Below are 538 nucleotides of genomic sequence, written 5' to 3'. Positions count from 1 at the left end.
CACACGACCAGATCCACACGCACAGAGTACCCACAAACAGGAGCAGGCAGAACCGCCCGTTGCGCCGTGTGGACACCAGCGCCCTGATTATCGCTGGGTCCATAACGGGAGCAAGAGCCGTGTCGATGGCTGCCGCTTCGATGAAGGCTTTCCGGTCGCGCAGATACTGTCGCGACAGGTTAAAGGTGCGCACGCCCCTCACCACTGGCAGGTAAAGCGGAAAGATCAGCCACTTCCCCACTCTTAGAATGGGGCGTGTGGACCGCCTCACCGCCCCAGTTCCCGTATCAGCTGTTCAACATCCCCGGGCAACCCCTCAGTGACATGCGTGGCACCAGCCTTGTCGCGCCAGATGAATGTCGGTGTCCCTGGAACACCGATGGCATTGGCGACAGCCATATTCTGCTGCAGATGAAGAGCCGCCTCGTCTGTGCGGGGCATGTCGTCCGCGACGTGATGCAGATCGATGATCTTCTGCCATGTCGCCTGCAGCTCGTTTGCCGCCTTCTGCTTGAAATAAGTCAGACTAAGGACAACT

The 538-nt window shown here is 59.1% G+C and carries 2 protein-coding genes; both read right to left on the bottom strand.

What is annotated here, in order from left to right; genetic code table 11:
• Positions 1–193, bottom strand: a 193-nt coding sequence (locus tag EAS64_RS45355) for a hypothetical protein (protein ID WP_222850048.1), incomplete at its 3' end; no start/stop codon positions are given.
• A 74-nt stretch (positions 194–267) separates the two neighbouring features.
• Positions 268–538 (bottom strand): hypothetical protein (locus EAS64_RS44345; RefSeq protein ID WP_222850047.1); only part of this gene is annotated, 271 nt, incomplete at its 5' end.

It is taken from the genome of Trebonia kvetii (genome assembly GCF_007827045.1).
Lineage (GTDB): Bacteria > Actinomycetota > Actinomycetes > Streptosporangiales > Streptosporangiaceae > Trebonia > Trebonia kvetii.
This window is presented reverse-complemented; position numbering and strand designations above follow the sequence as displayed.